Here is a 24,297-nt window from a genome sequence, read left to right as displayed (position 1 = left end):
TCGCCTACGGATACCGAGACGACGCCTATTTCTTCCTCAAAATCCGTGCAGCCTTCCCCGGACTTGGGTGAAGAACCTTTTTTTTGTGCCAGGAGAAGCTCAGTGCCGCCACCGGTCGCTTCGCGCCGGCTTCTGTAAAAGCGGTGGTGGGCAAAGAGCAGATGACGCCTTCGGCGCGAGAAGTGATGTTAGGAAAAACTGCGGCCTTAGCCCCGCAGTTTTTACCTTTAGTCAAGATTTTGTCCGCTACAACCGTGGACAAATTTACAGGGCGATCTACCTTGAATTTGTGGATAGGCAATCGCGCCTTCCGAAAACCATCAAGGAAATCGACATGAAAATTCATCACCTCGTCAGCGACGGCAACCAAGCGGTCGCCATCACGCAATCGGCTTCGAGTGGCGGTGGCTACGCGCACCCGGTGAAGCTCTCCGCCATTCGCTTCAACGTGAAAGACGCCGAAGCGGTGCTCCAAGAACTCAGCAAGTCTGGCCATCGTCATGAGAAGACGTTCGAAGTGATCGAGCGTTGGGACGCCGATGCTCGCAACCAAGGACCAAAGTCGAAGTTCGGTCGAACCCTTGCCGCCCTTGTGGACGAAGCGCGGGATCACCTGGAGGCGCAGGTTATCTACGAAGCCAAAGGCATGGAAGAGGGCACCGTGCGTGCGATCAACGCCGCGGCGAAACAAGCCAGGCTTTCGCAGGTCCTTCCTGCTGTAGGCGGTCCGAGCATGGTCATCGGTGGGCAGGTCTGGAACCGACGGCAAGAGGCGCACAGCGAAGCTCCGGCGGCTGTTCTCGGAGCTCCCCGTCAGCGCGTGCGCCTGTAACCGCCGATCACCCACCAGTAAAAATCAGGAGATTCGACATGAACGTTCAAATTGCGGAAGCCATGAACAAAGCCAAAGACGACGCGGACCGCTACGGAATCCTTGCAGGGTTCGCCTCCTGCAACCGGGCCCTGCTTGAGAAGGGGGCCGCGCAAGAACTGGTGGACGCCTTGTATTTCGCCGGCGCTGCGATCAACCGTTGGCGTGCCATCGCGGTGGTCCGAGAGGCGGCTGCCAAGCCGTTGGACGCGGCGTCCTAAGCCGGAGCGCGACGTGCTTCAACCTGTCCCTTCCCCAAAACTTGTCACCCTTCCGTCCTCCCGGGGCTACTCCCGTGATTTGGAGCGCTTGCAGGCGGCCGCCGCGCGCGCGCAGGTCACCCGAAACGAGGCCGTGCGCCAAGTGCTCGCCATGTATGCCGCCAAACCTTACCCACTGAGCAAGCGTCGGCTGGGTGGGGAACGGGACGTGCGGCTGGCCTACCTTCCGCTGCAGCGCAGCGTCTTGGAGGCGGTGGAGCAGGGCGCGGTGAACGCTGGGATTTCCACCGCAGAAGCGGTGCGCCAGATCATCCGAGACTACGTCCAAGGACATCTCATTCGGAACCAGGTTCGGGGCAGCCGCCATGGCTGACCGCCACCCACCACCGCCAGGAAGTCCGAGCGCTGAGCTGATTCACGCGTGCGTCGAGGGAAGCCTTTTCGGCGCTCTACAGGCCCTGCGGCAGGGCGCCAACCCCAACGCGTGGCGCCTCAACGAAGGTCCCGCGCTCCATTCCGCACTTGCCTGGCCCCGCATCGTCGAAGCCCTCCTGCAAGCTGGTGCGCACCCTCAAGAGAGGAACCACTGGTGCGAGCGCCCGCTGGAAAAGCTGGCGGCGGACTACCAGCTGAGCGACGACGCCGACGAGCGCAGCCGACTTGAACAGACGGCGTTGCTGCTGTTGCGGCTGGGCGGCAACCCTCACCGGGGCAGCCCGTTCTGGAACACGCCATCGCTGAAGGCGGCGATGCCGCACGTGGTGGCCACGGTGGAAGCCGAACAACGTGCTGTCCACCTGGAGCATGCATGGGCAGCCCGGGGAAGTGTCAGTGCAAAGCGGGCAAGGCTGTAGAGCCAACGGCCCAACGCCGCCACCGGTCGCTGCGCGCCGGCATCTGTAGAAGCAGCGGTGGAAAAGAGCAGGTGACGCCTTCGGCGCGAGAAGGGATGTTAGGAATAACTGCGGCCTTAGCTCCGCAGTTTTTACTTTTTGTCAAGATTCTGTCCACTACAACCGTGGACAAATTTCCAGGGCGGTCTACGTTGGGATCAGGAAGAACGCAACGCTCTACCCACCGACTGGAACCGCCGACATGACCCTTTCTCTTCTCGCCATCGCTGCCCCCATTGCCCTTCCTTTCAGCGTTAGGTTGGCCCAGCGCCTTGAACGCTGCATCGATCGTGCCCTTTGGGCGCACTGAGGGAAACGCCATGACCACGCGTGCCGCCCGCCACCGCTATTACGCATACGAGCGCCGCGATGGTTCTGTGTGTTACCTGCCAAAACTGTTGCACGAGGGGATTCAGCGCTACCCACGAACGATTGCGCACTACCACCTGGTGCAGTGGCTGGGAGTGTCCAAGTTGCTCAGCAAAGACGAATACAAGCAAATGGCGTGGCTGGGTTCACAGCGGGGCACGCTCCGAAACACCCATGATTCAACGCAGGCTCGTCTCACCGGCTGACACCCAGGCAGGGCAAAATGGCTTCATGACCCACGCTGCCCCTCCATCCACCCTTCAGGCTCCGGCCTACGGCCTGCTGCTCGGCCACACCGAGTGCCATTTCTGCCACGCCCCGACCCCCACCGCCGCGATCTGGGTGCCCTCGTTCGAGGAGCACGACGACGAGGGTCTGGTGGATCAGGGGGAGGGTGCCGTGTTGCGCTACATCGAGCGTTTGGACGAGGACACTGTCGCTTTCGTGGCGGGCCACGCGCCCTGGCTTCGTTTCGCCACTACTCGAACGTCAGGGCAAACCTACCTGGCCCATCACTGCACCACCTGTGGGGCCCTTCAAGGGGACCACTTCGTGTTCTCGCCGGATGGTCCTTACTGGCCCCAGAGCGACGTCGAGCTTGCACGCCTGACGTTTGTCCAGGGCCTTGGCCCGCTCACCGCCCAAGCATCGGCAGGGCAGAGCACCTGGATGGACCGGGTCCCTCTGGCCTGCGCCCAGGCCTGACGGTATTCCCAAGTTCAACGCCGAATCGGTGTGCCGCCCGCGGCACCTCATTCAAGCCCTGTGCGCTGCGCGCGGCCCCAACGCCCGGCTTCTCCGGTCAAAGGCCATTCCAGGGCCCGTGTCCTCGCTTCGCTGCGGGCCGCGCCAGCCCTTCCATTTCCTCCCTTGACCGCGCCGAGCGGTGGGGCGGTGGGTTTCCCATTCCAAGACATCCGCACCGGATGCCCTGGACCGGGCCATTACTCACCAAGCGAGGAAACAACATGTTCGAGCCTTCCGACCTCATCCATTCCTACACCCGCGCCCAGGCGATCGAGGACGGCGTCTTGGTGGACGTGTCCGACGTGGCCAAAGAAGCCGGTTTCAAGTTGCCCGTGGCCATCACCCGCGCTGCGTGGGCACGCTACGTGGAAGTGCCCGCGGGACTGGAGGTGCGCGGCCAGTCGGTGGACGGCCGGCTCTGGGATGTGCTTTTTATGCTCCACGTCGCCATCAAGCGGCATCAGGGCAACGGTTCGGAGATCCACTACCAGCTCCACGTGGCTCTGTCCGACGCCGGCGACTGGTTGTCAAACGAAGCCCACCCGGAGGCCGGGTCTGGCCTGACGCGGTCGACCCATCGCCTTGTCACCTTGAAAGCACTGTGTGGGCCCGGGGACGCCCTGGAGCCGGTGGTCACCATCATGCTGCCCAACGAGGATTGAGAAGGGAGGGGGCAGGACATCGGCCCCCATCGTTTTCCCGTGCTGGTCCCGCCGCTACCATGGCGAGACGACAAGGGAGGAGTAGAGGATGGAAAAGTTCGATTGGTCGAAGGTGGAGTTTGCACGCACACCCTGGCGGAGCCGGGTTATCCCGGACGCGCTGCCCATCCTCATCCGGTGGGCGCAGGAGGGCGAAGCTCATTCCTACAGCGACCTGGCCCAAGAGCTGCACGACACCTTCGGACACGAGATCAAACCCCGCAAAGACCTCTACGGCACCGTCGCCGGGGGAGTGGCCCAGGCCCTGCAGTGGCTCAGCGAGCAGTGGAAGGAACCCATCCCGCCCCTCCACGCAATCGTCGTCAACAAGAACACGAAACACCCTGGCGAGGGGGCGATCACCATCTCGCCAGCTTACTTCGCGGGGAAGAAGCTGGACACCGAGGAAGAGCGCCGTGCGCACTTGCGAGAGGCGATGGAAGACGTTTTCACCTATCCCAATTGGGACCGGGTCGCCCGCGCTCTGGGAGCCACCATGCTGACCCCGTCCGCCGGGGCGGTTGAAGAGGTGGCAGCGGATGCGCCTCTTCCCCTTCCTAAAGTCCAGGAGGGGGGGCGGCCAGAGAGCGACGAGCACAAAGCGTTGAAGGCGTGGGTGGCCAGCCATCCCGAAGAGTTCGTGGACTTTGGGTGCTTCCCCATGGGGAGCAACGAGAAGTTGTTGAGCTCGGGTGACCGACTGGACGCGCATTTCGATAACGGAAGACATCGCCTGGCGGTGGAAGTTAAAACCAGCAAGTGCTCGGAGGACGAACTCCAGCGAGGCGTCTATCAAGCGGTGAAATACCGCGCCGTTCTCCGGGCCGAGCAGAAGGCCATCCGCCACGTGCCCAACGGGGAGACGGTGCTGGTGTCCACGCGCGCTCCGAACGCGGAAACCCGTGCGCTCATCAAGCGGCTGCAGGTGCGTTTCCAGCAGGTGCCGCTGGAGGCGGAGCAAGAATGAAGCCTGAGGAACTGGAACAACGTATTCGCCAAATCGATGGATTCGTTCGGGTGCTCACGCAGGAGTGCCACATCCTCGACGAGCGCCGGCACATTTTGTCCCCACTCATTCAAGACCCCGCGATCCAGGCAGGGCTCAAAGCCAAATTGGATAAGACCCCCGGCGCCAATGCGTGGAACCACTTGGCTCCGCTTCTTGGGCAAGACCTGGTGCGCGATCAGTCACGGCTTTTTCTGGACAACGATCTCAGGTCGGGTAGCCTGACCAACCTGTGGAGAAAGCTGCAAGGGTTCTACCCCGAAATCACGGACGGTTGTAAAAGGGCTGAGAACTTCTGGTCTTGCCTGGCGACCCTTCGTCGCATCCTCGGGTTGTGGAACCGCTCGATGTATTCGAACACATCCGCCCTCGCGGCATCGAGCGTTGGGTAGGTCATGCGGTAGACCCGCTCGCGCTTGAGCAGGCCGAAGAAGCCTTCGCACGCGGCGTTGTCACCGCAGTGGCCCACCGCGCTCATCGAGCACACCAAGCCGTTGGCCGCCAGGTAACGCTGGTAGTCGCCGCTTCGGAACTGGCTGCCACGGTCGGAGTGCAGGATCAGTGGATGGCTGCCTTGGCGCTGCCAGACCGCCATCTGCACGGCCCTGATCACCATCTGACGATCCTGACGATGATGCATTGACCACCCCACCACCCGCTGGTCAAACAGGTCCAGCACGATGCACAGATACAGCTTGCCTTGCCGGGTCTTGAGCTCGGTGATGTCGGTGACCCACCTGGTCTCCGGCTCCAACGCGGTGAAGTCCCGCTCCAGCAGGTTGCGCACACCCGGCGGCGTCAGCGCCGGCTTGCCGCGCTGGCCTCGCCGCTTCGGTCGCGGCCAACCCTGCAGGCCATCGGTCGCCATCAGACGCGCCACCCGGTTCAGGCTCGCCGTCTCGCCTTCCTCGGCAAGGTCTTCATGCATCCGGCCGGCGCCCAATGTGCCCCGGCTGTCCTCATGCAACTCACGGATCCGGCCGAGCAAGCGCTGGTTGTCGCGCTCCCGGGCACTGGGCAAGCGCTTACTCCAGTCGTAGTAACCGCTGGCCGAGACCCGCAGGCAACGACACATCAGTCGCACTGGAAACTCATCGCGGCAACGTTCGATCACCTGATACCTCAGGATGATCCCTTGGCAAAGAACGTCGCCGCTTCTCGCAAAAAATCCCGCTCCTTCTTCACCCGGGCCAGCTCGCGCTTGAGCCGCGCCAGTTCCTCGTCCCGGGGCGTCCCGGTGCCACCGAAGGCCACCTGGCCCCGGCTCTGGGCCTCCCGCTTCCAGCGGGTCAGCAATGCATCCCGGATCCCCAGCTCCCGGGCCACCTGGGCACAGCTGACGCCCGGCTGGCTGGCCTGCTCAACCGCACCGCGCTTGAACTCGGTGCTGAACTTCCTTCGCTTCGACATGAACACTCCTCATGGCCTTGATCGGCCTTCTCGTAAGTGTCCGTGAAAACGGGGGTGAACCCCCTTCTGACCCCACCTTGAGGTCGGCACTGGTGCCGACCGGCACGGCCGGCGGGCGCTTGAAACCGACGCCGATCTTGAGCACAGCGATGTCGTGCGCGGGGCTCGTCCCCACCAGTGCGGCCTGGTAGTCGCGGCCGTCGGCCAGTTTGACGGTGGCTTCGGACGCGCCCTGGATGACGTGGAAGTTAGTGACGACGTGGCCGGCGTCGTCCCAGATGAAGCCCGAGCCAGTGCCGCGCGGCACGGAGAAGACGTTGCGCGTCCAGACATCGCGTACCAATTGTGCGGTAGTGATGTAGACCACCGAGGCGCGCGATTTCTCGAACAGTTCGATGGTGGCTTTCTCGTCCGCCGCCAGATCGCCACGCGCCGTCACAGTGCGTTCTGCCGCCTCGCGCGGACTGAACCAGGCCTCGATGGCGGGCAGGAACTGCCACAGCAGCATGAGCGCGGCAATACAGGCGGTGATGAAGAGCCAGCGCCGGACGAAGTGGTCCGGCGCGGGACGTTGGTACGGGTCGGGGTAGGCCATGAGAAGTCTCCTGTTGATAGGCAATCAGCGCCACAGCCCGCTCGGGCGCCAGCGCGGTGGGCGCGGCGTCAAAGCGGATTCCGGCAAGAAATGGGGCGCGTGGAGTGGCAACGCTGATGCTGGCCCAGCCGCCAACGTCAGTAGGCGTGAGATGCGTTCTTGCGTGGCCGGATGCGTGCGCAACCAGAAGGGTTCGGGATTGCCCCATCCCGGCCACAACCAGGCGCGCCAGGAGCGGCTGACCCGCTCGACTTTCGCCAGCGCGGACGCAAGCCCCTGCGGGTCGCCAGTCAGTTCCGCAGCGAGGCGGTCAGCGTCGAACTCACGCACGCGAGACAAGCCGAGCTGTGCGAGCAGGGCCAGCTGGGGCGATGCGGCCAATAACAATAAACCAGGCCAATAGACCTCCGCCGCGCCAACCAGCAGCGCGGGCAGGTTGAGCAGGATCGCGATTTGTCCCATGAGGGCCAGCAGGCTCGTGAGGCGACTGACGGAATCCGCCAGCCTCATGACGCGCAGATCCTCATTGGTGATGTGCGCGATCTCGTGCGCGAGCACACCCGCCAGCTCGCGTGGGCCAGGCGGCGCAGCAAGCCATCGGTGAGGGCGATCGATGCCTCCTGCTTCGATCCGGTGGCGAAGGCGTTGACGACGGCACTGGGCACGTAGTGCGGTGCGGCACCGGCGTTGCGGGCAAACCGGCACGGGCGGGCAGCTCGCGCAACAGGGTCGACATCTCGTGGGCTTCTTGCGGGTGCAAGGCCCGTACGCGGTACAGGCGCAAGCTCAGCGCCGACGCGGCTACCGGTTCCAGCAGCAACGCACCTGCAACGGCAAACAGCGCGAGCCACAGGCCGCCTTCCCCAAACGGCAGTCTCCCTGCTGCGGCTGCGATGCCGACCAGGGTCAGGACCAACAGCCCGGTCTGCAGGCGGTTGAGCCAGCGGTGTTGCAACAGCGCCGTGCGCGGATCACTGGGATGATGACGGGTCATGCTCAGAGGTCTCGGCGGCGCGGTCGCCGCGCTTGCGCAGCAGCCAGTAGGTCGCACCCAGAGCCAGCGTGGCGCCTGCCAGCGCGGCTATCTTTGCGGGGCTCGCCTCGGGCTCGAGGATCACGAACTTGCGCGCCAGCGCGATCAGGCCGATGAGGATCACGGTCTTGACCTGGATGATGCTGTCCCGACGCAGCGCCACGCGCACAATGGAATGCTTGAATTCCATCGCGATCAAGAGCGTCATGATCATGCCGAACACACTCTGGAATACCTTGTGATCCAGGGGATTGAAGGCATCGAGGACCAGCAGCGTGAAGACGATGGCGATGAGCTGGAACAGCGACACCACGATGATGACGGCAATTACCGCCGACAGAACGAGGGCGACGACCTGCTCGAAGCGCTCGTATAAACTCATGATGGCCCATTGGTCACTGAACACCTGAAATGGATTGCGGCCTGTTGACTTCATGCAGATGGACTCCCTGCGACATTGCCGCTGTCGAGACGGCGGCGCATCGCACTGATGTTTCGTTCGACGAGCTCGGCCGACATGCCAAGCGACGACATCACTTGTTCCGCCAGCCCAAGGCCTGCGGCAAAGGATTGCTGGTACACACGCACGTTGGGCGTGGCGCGAAATGCATCGGCCGCGGTCGTTCTTCCGCATGACACCCACAAGGTCAGCGCCGGACGGCGCTCGGCAATCGCCTGGGCGATGCGCAGCACTTGCTGGGCATGGGCGAACGTGAGCACCACCAGACGCGCTTGTGCCAACCCGGCAGCCAGCAGGGTATCGGGCCGACTCGCATCGCCATGGAACACCGGCACGCCGGCGGCACGCTCGGCCTCTACCTTCTGCTCGTCTGCTTCCAGCAGCAGATGCGCCACGCCGGCGTGGCGAAGAATCTCACTGACGGTCAGGCCAAGCTCGCCCGCGCCGCAAATGATGACGTGGTCTCGAAATCGCGCTGTCTGCGCAGTGATCTCAACTTCTTCAGCCTGGGGTGGCTGAATGACGCCGCCGGTGCGGCTCAAGAACCGGGCAAGTACATCGTGATGGCGGATCAGCAGCGGTGCCAAGGCCATGCTGAGCACCAGCGCGACCAGCATGGGTTGTACGACGGTCGCGGGAATCAGATGCTGCTGCAAGACCATGCCCAACAACAGCAGGGCGAACTCGCCGCCATGCCCCAACGCTATGCCCGTGCGCCAGGCATCGAGGGCGGATAGGCGCGTCGCCCGCAAGGCCAGGGTGTTGAGCCCGATCTTGACCGGCACCAGCACTGCCAGCCACGCCAACACCGTCAGCGGTGCCGAAAGAATCTGTGCTCCGTCCAACTGCAGGCCGATGGTCACGAAGAACACCCCCGACAACACATCGCGAAACGGTTTGAGGTGGCTTTCCATGTGGTGACGGAAGTCGCTCTCGCCCAGCACCATGCCGGCCAAAAACGCACCCAGGGCGGCGGATACGCCGACCGCGTGTGCAGCAGCGGCGGCAGCCACCACCACGCACAAGGAAACCAGCACGAAGGATTCTTCGTGGCCCTGCCGCGCCACCCAGCCCAGCAGGCCATGCAACAGACGACGGGAGGCGAGGGCCGCTGCCGCGAACAACATCAGCACGCCCAACACTTCGAGCAGCACGCTCTCGATCTTCGGCGACTCGCCGCGCGCCCAGATCGCCAGCAGGGCCAGCAGGGGCACGCTGGCCAGGTCCTGAAAGACCAGCACGGCGATGGCGCTGCGGCCGTGGCGGGTGGTGAGCTCGCCTTGGTCGGCCAGCTGTCGGCTGACCAGCGCCGTGGACGACATGGCCGCCGCAGTGCTGAGCAACGCAGCGCTCTGAACTGGCTGTCCCAGCCACATCAACATCAAGGTCAGTGGCGTGGCGACAGCGATCATCTGCAAGCTGCCGGACGCCAATACGGTTTTACGGGAAAGCCAGAAGTGCCCGAGGGAGAACTCCAGCCCAACCATGAACAGCAGCAGGGCCACGCCCAGCTCGGACAGAAAATCAAGCGCTTCTCCCGGCGCGACTACACCGCTGACCGACGGGCCCAGCAAGGCGCCGATGGCGAGGTAACCCAGCAAGGCGGGTACTCTGAACGCCGCCGTCGCCACCGCCGCGAGGCTGCATGCCGCCAGCAGGATCAGGGTGGCGCCGAGCAAGTCCTGCATCGGTCAGCGCCCCACCTGTGCAGATGCCCAGCGCACGATGTCCTGCGCGCCCAAGGCGCCGGCCTGACGCCCGATCTCCCGCCCACCCTGGAACAGGGCGAGCGTCGGAATGCTGCGGATGCCGAACTGCGCGGCCAGGTGGGGTTCTGCCTCGGTATTGACCTTGGCCAGCCTGACCCTGGGTTCGAGCTGGCGCGCCGCTTGCTGGAATTGCGGGGCCATCATCTTGCACGGCCCGCACCAAGGTGCCCAGAAATCGACCAACAGTGGCAGGTCGCTGCGCTCCACGTGGCGCGAAAACGTCGCCGTGGTCAACTCGATGGGTTCGCCCGTGAACAAGGGCTGCTGGCAGCGGCCGCAGTTGGGATGTTCCGATAGCTTCGCAGTCGGTACGCGGTTGATGGACTGGCAATGCGGACAGACGAGGTGAAGATCATTCTTCATGGTTCGCCTCCTTGGACCACAGTGAGGCTGCCGCGCTTCGGGTCACAGACAATGCCGACCAATCAACGCCTTGGAGCCAATCGTTCCCGTCTTTGCTTACTCCGGCCTCTTCCAAATGAGCAGCGATGAACGCTTCGGCCTGCATCAGCCACCTTTGGACAGTATCTTCCTTACTAGGAATCAGCAGGATTTCAGAGACGCTGCTGGCATCCAGCCCGTCCACACGGATAAGCAGAAAAATGCGCCGCCACAAACGCGGCATGTCCTTCAGCAGGTCGAATGCAAAAGCGAACTCGCTCGACCGATCAACTAGCTCCTCCTGTTCCGCGATCGTTGCGGCATCGGGATGCTGACTGTCAGCGATGATATCGGCCAGCCTGAGTGTGTCGTCGGGCTGATAAAATTCGAAGACTTCCTCTTCCACCATGGCCTCGGCGACGTCCTGGGCATCCGCTTCGACCGGCGCGTCCAGAGAAACGAATTCGCCAAATTGCCGGCTGTTTGCCACTTCGTGATCCAGGACGGCGAACAGATGCTTCAGAAGACCGAAGTAAGCCGCTTTTTCTTCCGGCACGGATTGCCATTCCACCTCAGCTTGGACAATCGCTTCATCCACCACGTCGCGCAGCGTCGGATAATCGCGCGGTAAATCGCCGACGGCACGCAGATAAGCCAGCTCACGCCTTGCGACAGCCTCAAGTTTCGACAGTAGAGGCATTCGGGTCACTTTGGCCTCATGGGCGGCTGACGCGGGTTTTGCGGCAATTCGCACCTTAAGCTCGCGCAAGCGAGCGCGTCGTGCTTTGCGCTTGATTTGGTCCTGAGCATGCAGCCGGTCAAAATGCTTCTTGGCCTGACGGAACAACGACTGTGCGAGCTTCCGCGCGAGGGGCGTCAGCTCGTCATGTGATGCAGTAACGCTGACAATCTTTTTGCCGGGCAGGTGCATATAGCCACTGGCCAGAAATTGCCGCTTGATCTTGTCGCGATCAAGGACGATTTGAAGTCGCACTGAATCTTTAGTGTGTTTGTCGAGCAATGGCTTGAGGGCGTGCTCGATCACATTTCCCAAAGCTCTCTGCCATGGTTCATGAAACTCTTTGTCGATAGCTCGATAGCTATATTGCATCTGCATGCATGACTCCTTTGATGTCATTTCTATGGAGGCACGAACCGAAAATGCTCATATCCATAGAATTTAGTTTGACCCGCTCTTATCCCTGGCGCGTTTTGCGAAGACGCCAACTCAAGAACAAAAGCGTGACACCAGAGACTGCCGCATAGAAGCCCAACAGCCAGCCTGCGGCCAGGAATGACTCGACCGGACGGGAAAAAAATATCCACAAGACGATAGCGCCAAGGACAATCGAGAGCAGTCCACTGAAGGCAAGCCAGATTTCACCCTTGATTTCTTGACGCAGCCGAACGGCGGCGGATATCTCCAGCACACCGGTGAAAATCGCCCAGAACCCCACGCTAGCCCATAAAAAAGAAGCCATGACCATCGTGGCGACCCAAGGAGCAACCAGGACGACGACGCCGGTAAGTATGCCGACAATGCCGCTGAACAGCAGCCAGCCCCAGCGCTCTTTTTTCTGGATATGGCGCACCGCTGCAACCAAGTTGAAAGCGCCATTGACCAAGGAAAATGCTCCGAACACTAAGGTCATGGCCAACAGAGCCGATTGCGGCATCCAGAACGCAAGGGCTGCGAAAATCAATGCCAAGACACCGCGCAACGCAAAAATCCACCAATTTTCGGTCAATGAACACAGTGTTTTGGTGGGCTCATCCGCACTGGAATCGGCGATGGTGTCTGTGTTCATGCTATATCTCCTAAAGATCTAGTGGGGTGAAAAAGTAAACACTCCTGAGCCAAGAGAGGGGCGCGACGCGCCCCTCTTACGCCCTATCCAGCGGTTTCAGAACAACTTGGACAGCTTTGCCTTGATTTCATCGAGCCAGCCTTTTCCGCTGCCTCCCCCAGCCGTCTTTTGCTTGACTTTCTTGAGTTCAGCATATAGGGGCTCAAAGTCCTTCTTCTTTCCATAGCCCAGCAGTTCTGCCATTTCCAACTGCTGCCGCGCTTCTTTCAATAATGTCTCCAGGCGCTCATTGGACGCTTCGCTCCGCTGACCATCTTCTACCAAGGTCTCGGCGCGCTTCAGGAGCAGCCTGGCGCGCAGGGCGGGCAGCGGATGCACGCTGCGCGTCTCGACCAGCGTGCTGAGCGCTGCCTGCAGCGCGGCTTTGGCTTCTTCAATCTTGCCCTGATCGATCAGCGGCACGACTGACTTCACGGCTGCGGGATAGGACGCCAGAGGGATGTTGGTGACCGCGATCACGATTTCACTGGCCAGCAAAGCCAGCACGTGACGTGCCTGTTGCACCTCGCCATGTTTGAGGGCATCCAGCGCCTCGTCGGTCATCGCCTCAATGGTTTCCGTGTTGGCGAACAAGTCGTGCACGATGGTGCGCACATCAACGGGGGCCAGGGCGAGCGTGGGTTCGCGCGCAACGATCAGCTCCAGCTTTCCCGTCACTTCGGCCAGCGTTGCCAATGCGCGTGCAGCGTCCTTGCCGTCAAGTGCGGCCAGCGCTGATTTGGTCAGCGCCAAGGCCGAGACGGCCTCATCGAGGACTTGTTTACGTTTGTCTGCCGCCTGCGAGTCCGTTTCCTTCTGAACCTCAGGCTGTACCTCCGTGACGACTTCAGGCTTGGCCTCTGGACTGACAGGAAGGCTGCTTACCGCGGCCTGTTCGTTTATTTCTTTGTTCGTCGCATTGGGATTCGATGTTTGCTCATTCATGGTGATATGCCTCGTATGAGTTAGTGAAAATAGGCGAATCTATTGGGGCTGACTGCGAACATCGCGAGACTGACCGACCGAACAGTCGGCCCCTTCATCACCTCAAAACAGCTTTTGGAGGCGCGTCTTCAACTCGTCGAACCATCCCTTGCCGCTTTTTCCTCCGGCGGATTTCTGCTCGATAGCCTTCACCTGATCGAAGATGGGCTTGAAGTCCGCCTTCTTGCCATAACCCAGGATCTGCGCCAGCTCGATTTCCGTGCGCACGTAGGCCAGCAGGGCGCTGAGCTCCTCGCTCTGTTTGGCATTGCGCTTGCCGGTCTCGGCCAGCTTTTCCGCTTTTGCCATCGCGGCTTCGGCCCGTAGCACGGGCAGAGGAAAGGCGACCGAGGTCATCACCATCGTGTTCAGCGCTCGGGCGAGCACCGCCTTGGCATCGTCAATCTTGCCGCTGTCGATGAGCCGTGCGGCCGACTTGATCGCTGCCGGGTACGTTGCCATCGGCAGGTTGTCGGTTTCGATCACGATTTCGCTGGCAAGATTGGCGACGATGGGCCGTGCCTTTTGCACCTCGCCATCATCCAACAACTCCCGAGACAACTTGACCGCTTTCTTGACCGATTCCACGTCGGCGTGGATGTCATGGGTGATGACGCGTACATCGACGGGCGCCAAAGCAAGTTTTGGGTCACGCGCCAATACCAGTTCCAGCTTTCCGCTGGCCAGTTCCAGCGCAGCGAGCGCCTCCTTGGTCTTCCTTGCATCAAGGAGGATCAATGCCTCATGGGTCTTGGCCAGCGCAGTGATTGCATCTTGGGCGAGTTTGGCGCGCTTTCCCGCGGCTTCCCGGGCGACCTTGTCATCTACCTGTGGCTGTGCCGCCTTGGATGCGGCAGAGGGTGCTGCAGCACCTGGGCTAGAACCTGCCGCCGATTGGGCCAGAGCCGGTCCGCTCAGTCCGACGACGACCGCCAGGGCAAGTGCGGAGAAGATGTATTGTGGCTGTTTGATATTCATGATCTTGGGCTCCTGATTGAAGTTAGTTGACTGAGATTTCAATCTGTTTCGGTTTGGCTTGCTCGGCCTTGACAAGCCGCACTTCCAGCACGCCGTCTTTCATCGAAGCCGTCACCTTGGTCGGATCAACGTTGTCAGGCAAGACAAAGCTGCGCACAAAGCGGCCATACGCACGTTCGATGCGGTGGAACTTCTTGCCCTGCTCCTCTTTTTCCAGTTTGCGCTCGCCGCTGATGGTGAGCACGCCGTTTTCCGCGCTGACGCGCACGGCATCCTTGGGGACCTCCGGCAGATCCAGCTTGAGGATGAATGCGTTCTCATCCTCGCTGATGTCCACCATTGGTGCCCAGTCCGCCGTGGTCATGGCTTCGTTGCCGGTACGGGCGCCCTGTCGCTGGGGTGTCCGTCCGAACATCGTCGCCAGGCGGTTCTGCAATTCATCCAGTTCCCGGAAGGGGTCCCACGGAGTCAATGCAGACATATCGGTTCTCCTTGAACAATTCCGGCGAATTGGATGACGCACTGAACAGAGCCGTCGGTTTACTCTGAATGGTTCTTACCACAGTTTTCAGTTCCGAACAAGTCCTTGAGTCAATTGACGGATATCGCTTTCGTCGAGCGTTTCCCGCGCCAGCAGCTCGCGCGCACAACGCTCCAGCACCGCGCGGTTGGTGTCGAGGATCCGGTAGGCGCGCTCGAACACGCCCATCACGATGTCGCGGATGGCCTGATCGATGCGCGCCTGGGTCGATTCGGCCACCCGGCAGCCGCCGTGGGCCAGTTCCGGTGTATCGAGAAAGCGTGGCCGCTGCGCCTCGAAGGCGATGTAGCCCAGTCCTTCGTCCATGCCAAAGCGGGTGATCATGTCGCGGGCAATGTCGGTGGCCCGTGCGAGGTCATCGGCCGCCCCGGTGGACAGCTCGCCGAACACGAGCTTCTCGGCCGCACGACCGCCCAGCACGGCGATCTTGTGTTCCAGAGCGGCGCGCGTCATCAGGAAGCGGTCTTCGGTGGGGCGTTGCAGCGTGTAGCCCAGCGCGCCGATGCCGCGCGGGATGATCGAGATCTTGTGCACGGGGTCGGTGCCGGGCAGCGCCAGCGCCGCCAGCGCATGGCCCATCTCGTGATAGGCCACGGTTTCCCGCTCCTTCGGATTGAGCACACGGTTCTTCCTTTCCAGGCCGGCCACGATGCGCTCGATGGCGGCGGTGAAGTCTTGCAGTTCCACAGCCTGCGCCTTGCGCCGCGTCGCGTTCAGCGCTGCTTCGTTCACGAGATTGGCCAGATCAGCGCCGGAAAAGCCGGTGGTCAGCGCCGCCACCTGTTCGAGATCGATATCCTGAGCCAGCGTCACCTTCTTGACGTGGACTTTCAGGATGTCCAGCCGTCCCTTCTTGTCGGGCCGGTCCACCAGCACCTGGCGGTCGAAGCGACCGGCGCGAAGCAAGGCCTGATCGAGGATCTCCGGCCGGTTGGTGGCAGCGAGGATGATCAGCCCCACCGAACTGTCGAAGCCGTCCATCTCCGTGAGCAGCTGGTTGAGGGTCTGTTCGCGCTCGTCGTGGCCGCCGATGGGGCCGCCGACACCGCGCGCGCGGCCCAGTGCGTCGAGTTCGTCGATGAAGATGATGGCCGGCGCCTGCCCGCGCGCCTGCTCGAACAGGTCGCGCACGCGCGCCGCACCCACGCCGACGAACATCTCGACGAACTCCGAGCCTGAGATGGAGAAGAACGGCACCCCGGCCTCGCCCGCCACGGCCTTGGCCAGTAGGGTCTTGCCCGTGCCCGGTGGGCCGACCAGCAACACGCCCTTGGGAATGCGCGCCCCGAGCCGTCCATACTCCTGCGGATTCTTGAGGAAATCGACGATCTCAACCAACTCCGCCTTGGCTTCATCGACGCCAGCGACATCGGCAAAGGTCACGCCAGTGTTCTTCTCCATGAACACCTTGGCGCGGCTCTTGCCGATGCTCAGGAACCCGCCCATGCCCTGCTTCTCGGCAAAGCGGCGGAACAGGAAGAACCAGACGCCGAAGAAGGCCACCCCCGGCAAGATCCAGGACAGGATGTCGCGCAGCCAAGTGCTTTCCACCACGCGGGCATAGGGCACGTCGTATTTCGACAGCCGCTCGGCGAGATCGGGCTCGACGCGCGTGGCCACGAGTGTGGCTTTGCCACGACTGTCCGGCGATTTCAGACGCCCGGTCACCGTGCGGTCCGACACCAGCACCTCGGCGCCGCCCCCCCCGGCCAGCGCCTTTTCGAATTCGCTGTAGGGCACGGGCTCGACGGTCTGCGCCGCCTGCAAGTAGTTTTGCAGCGTCAAGAGCAACAGGCCGGCGACGATCCAGTAGCCGATGTTCCATTGATCTTTCTTTTCCAAGGGCCGTGTTCCGCGAAGGTCGTGTCGCTAAAGAACGGGGGTGAACAGACGGGCCGCGCCGTCACGCAAACGGATGGCCAGCGAGCGGGAGCGCAGTGCCACCACTGATACTTCGTCGGACTCATGAAGGGCGGCATCGAAGAGCGCCTCCAGCTGTGTGCACAGCGTGGCGTCGTAGACCTCGACATTGAACTCGAAGTTGAGGCGCAGGCTGCGCGCGTCCCAGTTGGCCGAACCCAGGCAACACCATCGGCCATCGACCAGCATCAGCTTGGTGTGATCGAAGGGGCCCTGCCGCTCGAAGATGCGTACACCGTGCTCCATCACCTGCCAGTAGTGGGCGCGCGCAGCCCACTGCACCGTAGGATGGTCGCAGCTCGCGGGTGTCAGCACCTCGACACGCACGCCGCGCATCGCGGCCGTGCTCAGCGCCGCGATCATCGGCTGATCGGGGACGAAGTAAGGTGTCCAGATGCGCACCGAATGCTTCGCGGCGCTCAAAGCGCCCATGAAGGTCCAGCGCATCCGGTCCAGGGCGTCATCGGGACCGGCCTCGATGCCGCGCGCCCAAGAGTTTCCTTGTTCATCAGCCGTTGCGGGCGATTCGCCCCAGAAACCCTCGCTGAGCCGCTCGCCCGTGGTATCGCACCAATCATCGGTGAAGCACCCCATCAGATGCGCAACCACTGGCCCGCGCAGACGAAAGTGCAAATCGTGACAGGCCTGGCCCGGCGCATCGGGCCGCCAATACGTGCTGCAGATGTTCATGCCACCGGTGAAACCTGTCTCGCCATCGATCACTAGCAGCTTGCGGTGATTGCGCAGATGCGCGGCATGCAGGCGCGCGGGAATCAACGTCGGGTTGAACGTCGCCGCCGGAACGCCGGCGCGTTGCAAGGCGCGGTAGGCGCTGCGGTGCGTCCAGCGGGCAGAGACGTCGTCGATCAGCACCCGCACTTGCACGCCGCGCTCATGAGCCCGGCGCAGCGCATCGACGAACTGCGCCCCGATGCCTTGGCTGTCGAAGATGTACGAGGCCAGGGCGACGCTGTACCGCGCCGATTCGATGGCGGCGAGCATGGCCGGGTAGGCCTGCTCGCCATCGACAAGCGGCTCGGTGCGGTTGCCGCCGGTCAGCGACTGGCCGGTGGCGCGTCCCACCAGGTGCGCCAGACCGGCAAGCGGCGCCGAAACAGCCTCGGGCATCGTGGGCGAGAGGCCTTGCCGAACAGCATGATCTGCTCCCGGAAAAAGCCGCCGCGCCCGCCGCTGGTAACGGTTGATGCCGAACAGCCCATACAGCAGCGAACCGCCCAGCGGCAACAAGGCGATCAGCAGTACCCACAGCGTGGCCGATCGCGGGTCACGCTTGTAGATGATCGCGTGCCCCGCTGTGGGGATAGCGACCGCCAGCGACACGAGGGTGGCTGCCAATGTCAGCCCGTTGGGGTCGGACACGACAGCCTCCCATCGCTCAAGATTCGCCGCCCGCTGACTTCTTCTTGCGCTTAGGCTTGCTCTCGCCGTTCGGCGGTGCCTCGGCCACGTTCGCGGCATCGGGCTTATCAGGCTCGGCCGGCTGCGCGGGTGGCTCCTTGCGCTCGAAGACGACGCGTTCGGCCTTGTCGTCCCAGCGGGCGCTGGCGTGATCGCCCTTGCCGATACCGCCACCCAGCATCTCGCGCGCCAATGCGGTCTCCAGTTCGCTGCGGATCAGCCGCTTGAGCTCGCGCGCTCCGAACTCGGGTTTGTAGCCTTCCTCTGCGAAGTGGTCGATCAAGGTCTGATCGAAGCTGAGCGTCACGCCCTGGCTGGCGGCGTTGCGGGCCACGCGATCGAGCTGCAGGCCGACGATATGGCGGATCTCCTCCTTGCCCAGCGCATGGAAGACGATGATCTCGTCGATACGGTTGAGAAACTCGGGCCGGAAGTGGCCGCGCAACACGTCCATCACCTCGGCCTTGGTCTTTTCGTACTCCTCGCCGGCCGCACCACGCGCCTTGAGACGACGCTGGATGATGTCCGAGCCCAGATTCGAGGTGGCGATGATGATGGTGTTGGTGAAATCCACCACCCGGCCCTTGCCGTCGGTGAGCCGGCCGTCGTCGAACACCTGCAGCAGGATGTTGTAGACGTCGGGGTGCGCCTTTTCGATCTCGTCGAGCAGCAGCACGCTGTAGGGCTTGCGGCGCACCTTCTCGGTGAGCTGGCCGCCCTCGTCGTAGCCCACATAACCCGGAGGCGCGCCCACCAGGCGTGCCACGCTATGGCGTTCACCGTACTCGGACATGTCGATGCGCAGCAGCGCACCCTCATCGCCATAGACGGACTCGGCCAGTGCCTTGGCGAGTTCGGTCTTGCCCACACCCGTCGGCCCGAGGAACAGGAAGGTGGCCACTGGCTTGCTGCCTTCGCGCAGGCCCGCGCGCGACAGCCGCACGGCATCGGCCACGGCACGTACTGCTTCGTCCTGTCCCACCAGGCGCTCATGCAGCCGCTGTTCCAGATGCAGCAGCTTCTCGCGTTCTTCCACCGTCAGCTCGTTGACCGGGATGCCGGTCAGCCGCGAGACGATCTGCGCCACGTGCTCTGCCTTGACCTCGGCGCTGCCCGAGGCGCGCTCGCGCTCCCAATCCTCGACGAGCTTCTTTAGTTCGGCCTCTTTGGCCTCGATGCGCTGGCCGAGCTCGGAAGCCTTCTCGTACTGCTTGCGCGAGGCCACGTAATCCTGTTCGCGCCGCAACTGATGCAGTTCGGCCTCCAGCTCTTGCACGGCCACCGGGCGGGCCGTGGCCGACAGCTTCACGCGTGCGGCCGCCTGGTCGAGCAGGTCGATGGCCTTGTCGGGCAAAAAGCGCGCGGTGATGTAGCGATCGGACAACTCGGCGGCGGCAATGATCGCGTCCTCGGTGATGCTGACCTTGTGGTGGGCCTCGAAGGTGTCGCGCAGGCCGCGCAAAATCATCATGGTCTGCGCTACCGTCGGCTCGGGCACCATCACCGGCTGGAAGCGACGCTCCAGCGCGGCATCCTTTTCGATGTACTTCTGATACTCGTTGAGCGTGGTGGCGCCGATCAGGTTCAGCTCGCCGCGCGCCATCATCGGCTTGAAGACGTTGGCCACGTCCAGCCCGCCTTCGCCGCCACCTTGGCCGGCACCGACGATGGTGTGCACCTCGTCGATGAAGAGAATCAGCTCCCCCTGGTGCTCGGTCACTTCCTTGAGCACCTTCTGCACGCGCTCCTCGAACTCGCCGCGGTACTTGGCGCCGGCCACCATGGCATTGATGTTGAGTTCGACCAGGCGCTTGTCACGCAGCGTTTCGGGCACTTCGCCTGCGACCATGCGCTGCGCCAGCCCTTCGACGATGGCGGTCTTGCCGACGCCGGGTTCGCCGATCAGCACCGGGTTGTTCTTCTTGCGCCGGGCCAGCACTTCGATGGTCGTCTCGATCTCCTGCGCGCGACCGATGACCGGATCGAGCTTGCCCTCGCGCGCCATCTTGGTGAGGTCGCGCGAATACTTGTCGAGTTCCGGCGTATTGGTCGGCGTCTCGGCACGGCCGTCCTCGGCCCCCTTGCCGACCACCTTGCTCACCTGCTGGCGCAGCGCCTGCGGCGTGAGCCCGTAGCGGCGCAGCAGGTTGGCTGCCAAGCCTTCGCCTTCTTCGGCCAGGCCGATCAGAAAGTGCTCTGGCCCCACATAGGAATGACTCAACTCGTTGGAGGCCACGAAGGCTCGGCTGAGCGCATCCTTGACACGTGGCGACACGCCGATCTCGCCTTCGAACGGCTTGTCGCCACGCTTGGCTTCGGATTCGATCTGCCGTTTGAGGTCATCGACCTTGATCTTGAACTGCCCTAAGATGGTATTGACCACGTCGCTGTCGGTCAGCGCCAGCAGCAGGTGTTCGGTATCGACTTCGGGCCGGCCGAACTCGGCAGCATGTTTGGCGGCTTCCTGCAACAGGGCCTCAGACTGTTCGCTGATACGGCTGGCCAGCCCACTGCCGCGGCGGCGCGCCGTGCCCGCCGTTGCGGGAGCGGATTCGCCGAAAGACGCATCGACCACTTCGTCGGCATCAGCCGCCACGGACGGTGCATCGTCACCGATGCGGAAGAAGTCGCTGCCGAGGAAGTCTTCGAACAAACCGCTGCGCGAGCCAAACAGAGCCTCCAGCGGCGAGACGGTGCGCTTTTGCTGGCGCGCCAGTTGGCGATAGTGATCGTCACACAACAGCATGGTGCTGTGGCGACCATTGAGATTGGCTTCCACCCGCACCGTGGCGGGTTGGCCGCAGACTTGGCATTGTTTTCTGGCCATGCTGATGCTCCTGAGAGGGTTAACTGGGCGAGGCACCGCAGATCAAGGCGCCTCGCCCTTCACTTGGTTTCTTGCAAAGGACTAGCCGGTGGGCGTCAGCCATTGATCGGGATCGAGCGCCCCTGCGTGGGCGTACTGGCCTCGCGCTTGTCCATCGTTATCGTGAGCACGCCGTTCTTGAAAGCGGCCTTGATCGTGTCCTGGTTGGCATCGGCCGGCAGGTTCAGAGCGCGCTGAAAGCTGCCGTAGGAGCGCTCCACCCGGTGGAAACCACCGTCTTTGGTTTCCTGCTCCTGACGCTTTTCACCGCGCACCAGCAACACATCGTTATCGAGCGTGATTCGAATGTCCTTTTCCTCGACGCCGGGTACTTCCAGGGCGATCGTGTACTGCTTGTCCGTTTCCTGGATGTCCAGCGCCGGCTTCAGCATGCCCGGCCACTCCGACGGCCAGCGTGGCATGGCCAGCGTCGGGAAACCGAATCCTCGAAACGCGTCGTCAAACAGGCGGTCGATCTCGCGATGCAATTGCAGAATGGGACTGACGGGCCCACCCGCCACCGACAGGTCATTGCGCTGCACCGGCAGCGAGGCAGTGCTCTGTTGTTCTTCCTGCTCCTTCTTGAACCAGTTCCAGGGAGCCAGTTTCTTTAAATCAATGTCCATGTCACACCTCAAGAAGAAAAATTGAAGACTCTCGCTCACTCCGTTTGCCTGCGGCGACGGACAGCGCGCCCAGACGACACGGAGTGTTCCGCTGACTTTGGCTGCTCATCTGTGCGTATCACCTCCTTCTTTCTGCCTGCTTGGATCTGATCATTGATCCATCGATCGATTTCACTTTGACGAAATCGCCACGTCCCGCCGACCTTGAAGGCCGGAATTTCCCCGTGCGCGGCGAGCCGGTAAAGCGTCCGCTTGCCGACTTTCAAGTAGGCAGCCAACTCGTCGAGTGTGAAGATCGCCTGCTGGCGCGCTGTCATACCACCCCCACAAGTTCCGTCGTCACGCGGCCTCGCCTGAGGAAGTTCTTGCAAGACTTTGCAAGATAGTGCGCCTAGAATGCCGAAAGTCAAGAGTCAACATCCAGCGATCTGCTGGCCGATTGATGTGACTCAAATCTTCAAGGACGGTATGCCAGGGCGGGCCGGTCCGGCGCAGGGGACGGTGGGTTGATCGGGACCTTGCGGGCGCCGCCCACGGCCGCAGATCAAACACCGATCCTCACGTTGTAACCGAGCGCCCGCAGCCCCTTGCTCGTGCGCATGTTCCTTGGCGGAAACTCGTCTTGGTGCGCCCAACCGACGATTTCCCCGAGGCTGCTCGGGTTCTACCCCGAAATCACGGACGGTTGTAAAAGGGCTGAGAACTTCTGGTCTTGCCTGGCGACCCTTCGTCGCATCCTCGGGTTGTGGAACCGCTCGATGTATTCGAACACATCCGCCCTCGCGGCATCGAGCGTTGGGTAGGTCATGCGGTAGACCCGCTCGCGCTTGAGCAGGCCGAAGAAGCCTTCGCACGCGGCGTTGTCACCGCAGTGGCCCACCGCGCTCATCGAGCACACCAAGCCGTTGGCCGCCAGGTAACGCTGGTAGTCGCCGCTTCGGAACTGGCTGCCACGGTCGGAGTGCAGGATCAGTGGATGGCTGCCTTGGCGCTGCCAGACCGCCATCTGCACGGCCCTGATCACCATCTGACGATCCTGACGATGATGCATTGACCACCCCACCACCCGCTGGTCAAACAGGTCCAGCACGATGCACAGATACAGCTTGCCTTGCCGGGTCTTGAGCTCGGTGATGTCGGTGACCCACCTGGTCTCCGGCTCCAACGCGGTGAAGTCCCGCTCCAGCAGGTTGCGCACACCCGGCGGCGTCAGCTCCGGCTTGCCGCTCTGGCCTCGCCGCTTCGGTCGCGGCCAACCCTGCAGGCCATCGGTCGCCATCAGACGCGCCACCCGGTTCAGGCTCGCCGTCTCGCCTTCCTCGGCAAGGTCTTCATGCATCCGGCCGGCGCCCAATGTGCCCCGGCTGTCCTCATGCAACTCACGGATCCGGCCGAGCAAGCGCTGGTTGTCGCGCTCCCGGGCACTGGGCAAGCGCTTACTCCAGTCGTAGTAACCGCTGGCCGAGACCCGCAGGCAACGACACATCAGTCGCACTGGAAACTCATCGCGGCAACGTTCGATCACCTGATACCTCAGGATGATCCCTTGGCAAAGAACGTCGCCGCTTCTCGCAAAAAATCCCGCTCCTTCTTCACCCGGGCCAGCTCGCGCTTGAGCCGCGCCAGTTCCTCGTCCCGGGGCGTCCCGGTGCCACCGAAGGCCACCTGGCCCCGGCTCTGGGCCTCCCGCTTCCAGCGGGTCAGCAATGCATCCCGGATCCCCAGCTCCCGGGCCACCTGGGCACAGCTGACGCCCGGCTGGCTGGCCTGCTCAACCGCACCGCGCTTGAACTCGGTGCTGAACTTCCTTCGCTTCGACATGAACACTCCTCATGGCCTTGATCGGCCTTCTCGTAAGTGTCCGTGAAAACGGGGGTGAACCCCTTAAGCTCGGCCAGGGTCCGGGGAGCGTTGCAGAAGATCGCCCAGCCGTAGTGCCCTCCGTCTCCCCACGAATGCCAAGATCGCCCGGTGTATTCGGGAAACGTCGGGGGTGGTGCGTTGGGTGTGCATGTATTGGCCTCGTTGCGACGAACCCCCGTCTCCGCCCAATTTGTCCAAGTGGTGAACGTCGGGCTGGGCAGCGACCACGTGGTGGCCGGGCAGTTGTAAGACCCCATCCTGGTCCGCCGCTGCTCGGCCTGCCACGTGTGCGATCCACTTTGGCCTGCCGGGCAAGCGGCACTCGCGGCGACCCACTGGGTTTCGGCTTGTGGGAAAGGTGCTGGGCAAGCCGCGCAGGTGGTGTTGGTTTGCGTCCAAGCGTCCCACGAACCGGTGCCCGTGCATGAGAAGGTCCGCCGCTGGCCGATCGAGCCAAACTGACCTGCAGGGCATCCCACGTTGCGGGTCTCGGGAGCAGGGCACGGAGTGCAGGTGCTGCTGGTCGTGGTCCAACTGCCGGCCGTCGTGGACCCAGCCCACGCCTCGTAAACACTCGGGTCGGTTCCGCAGTGGTGACGGCGGTGTTGGAACACCTGGCCCACCTGGCCCACTGGGCAGTTGATCGTTCGGTTCTCGCTCCACTCTCGGCACGGCATCGTGGTGCTGATCGGCGGCGGCGTGACCGGCGGTGAAGTGGGCGGAGCCGGAGGCGTCACGCTCACCGGGGGAGCGGGCGGCGTGACCGGTGGGGGCGTCGTGGGCGGAACGCTTGGTGG

At 62.9% G+C, this 24,297-nt stretch carries 23 protein-coding genes and 3 pseudogenes; 8 read left to right on the top strand and 18 right to left on the bottom strand.

The window, feature by feature from the left end; translation table 11 throughout:
* From O0K41_RS18065 to O0K41_RS18030, 8 genes are all read left to right on the top strand, one after another.
* On the top strand, positions 1-832 hold an 832-nt coding region (locus O0K41_RS18065; protein WP_219630001.1), incomplete at its 5' end, for a hypothetical protein.
* A gap of 38 nt (positions 833-870) precedes the next feature.
* Entirely contained in the window at positions 871-1,092 is a 222-nt protein-coding gene (locus O0K41_RS18060) for a hypothetical protein (RefSeq protein WP_024956690.1), read from the top strand.
* A 13-nt stretch (positions 1,093-1,105) separates the two neighbouring features.
* Positions 1,106-1,465, top strand: coding sequence for a hypothetical protein (locus tag O0K41_RS18055; RefSeq protein WP_143568534.1), 360 nt, complete (start codon positions 1,106-1,108; stop codon positions 1,463-1,465).
* The gene (locus O0K41_RS18050) at positions 1,458-1,946 is read left to right on the top strand and encodes a hypothetical protein (RefSeq protein WP_012480707.1); all 489 of its coding nucleotides are present in this window, start codon (positions 1,458-1,460) and stop codon (positions 1,944-1,946) included. The genes O0K41_RS18055 and O0K41_RS18050 overlap by 8 nt, the downstream gene beginning before the upstream one ends.
* Before the next feature lie 359 nt (positions 1,947-2,305).
* Positions 2,306-2,560: a hypothetical protein gene (locus O0K41_RS18045; protein WP_024956687.1), complete on the top strand. Its 255-nt coding sequence runs from the start codon at positions 2,306-2,308 to the stop codon at positions 2,558-2,560.
* Between the two features lie 25 nt (positions 2,561-2,585).
* Entirely contained in the window at positions 2,586-3,059 is a 474-nt protein-coding gene (locus tag O0K41_RS18040; RefSeq protein ID WP_049441476.1) for a hypothetical protein, read from the top strand.
* A 263-nt stretch (positions 3,060-3,322) separates the two neighbouring features.
* A complete protein-coding gene (locus O0K41_RS18035) occupies positions 3,323-3,763 on the top strand; it encodes a DUF6573 family protein (protein WP_044570520.1) in 441 nt (146 codons plus the stop codon).
* 88 nt (positions 3,764-3,851) lie between these two features.
* Complete coding sequence (locus O0K41_RS18030; protein WP_012480703.1) at positions 3,852-4,769, top strand: hypothetical protein; 918 nt, start codon at positions 3,852-3,854, stop codon at positions 4,767-4,769.
* A 292-nt stretch (positions 4,770-5,061) separates the two neighbouring features.
* Here O0K41_RS18030 and O0K41_RS18025 read toward each other — a convergent pair.
* The 18 genes and pseudogenes from O0K41_RS18025 to O0K41_RS17945 all read right to left on the bottom strand — a co-directional run bounded on the left by O0K41_RS18025 (position 5,062) and on the right by O0K41_RS17945 (position 23,458).
* Positions 5,062-6,218, bottom strand: a protein-coding gene (locus tag O0K41_RS18025) for an IS3-like element ISStma5 family transposase (RefSeq protein WP_087944427.1) whose coding sequence is annotated in 2 segments (ribosomal slippage) — positions 5,062-5,978 and positions 5,978-6,218 — 1,158 coding nt in all. Because the reading frame shifts where the segments join, the coding sequence is not laid out codon by codon here.
* Positions 6,208-6,813 (bottom strand): annotated as a pseudogene (locus tag O0K41_RS18020) (trypsin-like peptidase domain-containing protein); the annotation flags it as partial. The pseudogene O0K41_RS18020 and the gene O0K41_RS18025, both read right to left, overlap by 11 nt.
* Positions 6,814-6,837: 24 nt before the next feature.
* Positions 6,838-7,807 (bottom strand): annotated as a pseudogene (locus tag O0K41_RS18015) (zinc metalloprotease HtpX).
* The gene (gene psiE-GI / locus O0K41_RS18010) at positions 7,785-8,282 is read right to left on the bottom strand and encodes a heat resistance protein PsiE-GI (protein WP_049441486.1); all 498 of its coding nucleotides are present in this window, start codon (positions 8,280-8,282) and stop codon (positions 7,785-7,787) included. The pseudogene O0K41_RS18015 and the gene psiE-GI overlap by 23 nt, the downstream one beginning before the upstream one ends.
* Positions 8,279-9,994 carry a heat resistance system K+/H+ antiporter KefB-GI gene (gene kefB-GI / locus O0K41_RS18005; protein ID WP_049420595.1) on the bottom strand — a complete coding sequence of 572 codons (1,716 nt, stop codon included), beginning with the start codon at positions 9,992-9,994 and terminating at the stop codon, positions 8,279-8,281. The genes psiE-GI and kefB-GI overlap by 4 nt, the downstream gene beginning before the upstream one ends.
* Positions 9,995-9,997: 3 nt before the next feature.
* Positions 9,998-10,438 (bottom strand): heat resistance system thioredoxin Trx-GI, encoded by a 441-nt coding sequence (gene trx-GI / locus O0K41_RS18000; RefSeq protein WP_012761376.1) that lies wholly within the window; start codon positions 10,436-10,438, stop codon positions 9,998-10,000.
* Positions 10,428-11,573 (bottom strand): hypothetical protein, encoded by a 1,146-nt coding sequence (locus O0K41_RS17995; RefSeq protein WP_049420592.1) that lies wholly within the window; start codon positions 11,571-11,573, stop codon positions 10,428-10,430. Before O0K41_RS17995 ends, trx-GI begins: the two co-directional genes overlap by 11 nt.
* Before the next feature lie 79 nt (positions 11,574-11,652).
* A complete protein-coding gene (hdeD-GI, locus tag O0K41_RS17990; protein ID WP_049408526.1) occupies positions 11,653-12,264 on the bottom strand; it encodes a heat resistance membrane protein HdeD-GI in 612 nt (203 codons plus the stop codon).
* 96 nt (positions 12,265-12,360) lie between these two features.
* Positions 12,361-13,248, bottom strand: coding sequence for a heat resistance protein YfdX2 (gene yfdX2 / locus O0K41_RS17985; protein ID WP_049408527.1), 888 nt, complete (start codon positions 13,246-13,248; stop codon positions 12,361-12,363).
* A 102-nt stretch (positions 13,249-13,350) separates the two neighbouring features.
* A complete protein-coding gene (yfdX1, locus tag O0K41_RS17980) occupies positions 13,351-14,265 on the bottom strand; it encodes a heat resistance protein YfdX1 (RefSeq protein WP_049408528.1) in 915 nt (304 codons plus the stop codon).
* Positions 14,266-14,287: 22 nt separating this feature from the next.
* The gene (gene hsp20-GI, locus O0K41_RS17975; RefSeq protein ID WP_025566605.1) at positions 14,288-14,746 is read right to left on the bottom strand and encodes a small heat shock protein sHSP20-GI; all 459 of its coding nucleotides are present in this window, start codon (positions 14,744-14,746) and stop codon (positions 14,288-14,290) included.
* An 87-nt stretch (positions 14,747-14,833) separates the two neighbouring features.
* Positions 14,834-16,648, bottom strand: a complete 1,815-nt coding sequence (ftsH, locus tag O0K41_RS17970) for an ATP-dependent zinc metalloprotease FtsH (RefSeq protein WP_049420586.1) — start codon at positions 16,646-16,648, stop codon at positions 14,834-14,836.
* Between the two features lie 27 nt (positions 16,649-16,675).
* Positions 16,676-18,106 carry a cardiolipin synthase gene (gene cls, locus O0K41_RS17965; protein ID WP_049441491.1) on the bottom strand — a complete coding sequence of 477 codons (1,431 nt, stop codon included), beginning with the start codon at positions 18,104-18,106 and terminating at the stop codon, positions 16,676-16,678.
* Positions 18,107-18,122: 16 nt separating this feature from the next.
* Positions 18,123-20,972 carry a heat shock survival AAA family ATPase ClpK gene (gene clpK / locus O0K41_RS17960; RefSeq protein ID WP_049420582.1) on the bottom strand — a complete coding sequence of 950 codons (2,850 nt, stop codon included), beginning with the start codon at positions 20,970-20,972 and terminating at the stop codon, positions 18,123-18,125.
* Positions 20,973-21,067: 95 nt separating this feature from the next.
* Complete coding sequence (locus tag O0K41_RS17955; protein ID WP_049420580.1) at positions 21,068-21,637, bottom strand: Hsp20/alpha crystallin family protein; 570 nt, start codon at positions 21,635-21,637, stop codon at positions 21,068-21,070.
* 35 nt (positions 21,638-21,672) lie between these two features.
* Positions 21,673-21,954 (bottom strand): helix-turn-helix domain-containing protein, encoded by a 282-nt coding sequence (locus O0K41_RS17950; protein ID WP_049420578.1) that lies wholly within the window; start codon positions 21,952-21,954, stop codon positions 21,673-21,675.
* Positions 21,955-22,181: 227 nt separating this feature from the next.
* A pseudogene (locus tag O0K41_RS22260) lies at positions 22,182-22,295 on the bottom strand (phospholipase); the annotation flags it as partial.
* Positions 22,296-22,301: 6 nt separating this feature from the next.
* Positions 22,302-23,458 (bottom strand): IS3-like element ISStma5 family transposase gene (locus tag O0K41_RS17945; RefSeq protein ID WP_308304546.1). Its coding sequence is split into 2 segments (ribosomal slippage): positions 22,302-23,218 and positions 23,218-23,458, totalling 1,158 coding nucleotides; the frame shifts between segments, so codons are not numbered across the junction.
* Positions 23,459-24,297: the final 839 nt, after the last annotated feature.

It is taken from the genome of Stenotrophomonas sp. Sm2128, from assembly GCF_030985535.1.
In the GTDB taxonomy this organism is placed as follows: domain Bacteria; phylum Pseudomonadota; class Gammaproteobacteria; order Xanthomonadales; family Xanthomonadaceae; genus Stenotrophomonas; species Stenotrophomonas maltophilia.
The sequence above is the reverse complement of the archived record's forward strand: the minus strand, read 5'-3'. Positions and strand labels throughout refer to the sequence as shown.